Genomic DNA, 318 nt, shown 5'->3' on the forward strand with positions numbered 1-318 from the left:
TGAAGCGCCCGATGAAGGTGTTCTTCGGCGTCAGGGTGGTGAAGGGATAGTCGGCGATCTTGGGGCGCGCGGCCGAGGCGGCGGCCAGGAAGGTCGACTTGCCGGCGTTGGGCCGCCCGACGATGGCGATGCGGACGGGCTTGTCCTCGCCGCCCTCGGCCTCGTCGTCCTCTTCGTCCTCGCCCGGGGCCAGCGCCGCCAGGACCCCGTACAGGTCGGCCATGCCTTCGCCGTGCTCGCCGGAGATCGGCAGAGGCTCGCCCAGGCCCAGCGAGAACGCCTCGCCCGTTCCCGCGTCGCCCGCCTTGCCCTCGGCCT

The 318-nt window shown here is 72.6% G+C and carries 1 protein-coding gene; it reads right to left on the reverse strand.

Annotation, left to right across the window (positions count from 1 at the left end; translation table 11 throughout):
- A partial coding sequence (locus tag ACLZOT_RS51295) for a GTPase (RefSeq protein ID WP_416976157.1) occupies positions 1 to 318 on the reverse strand: 318 nt, incomplete at both ends.

Origin of the sequence: Streptomyces sp. 4F14 (assembly GCF_048159485.1) — a bacterium.
Classification (GTDB): Bacteria; Actinomycetota; Actinomycetes; order Streptomycetales; family Streptomycetaceae; genus Streptomyces.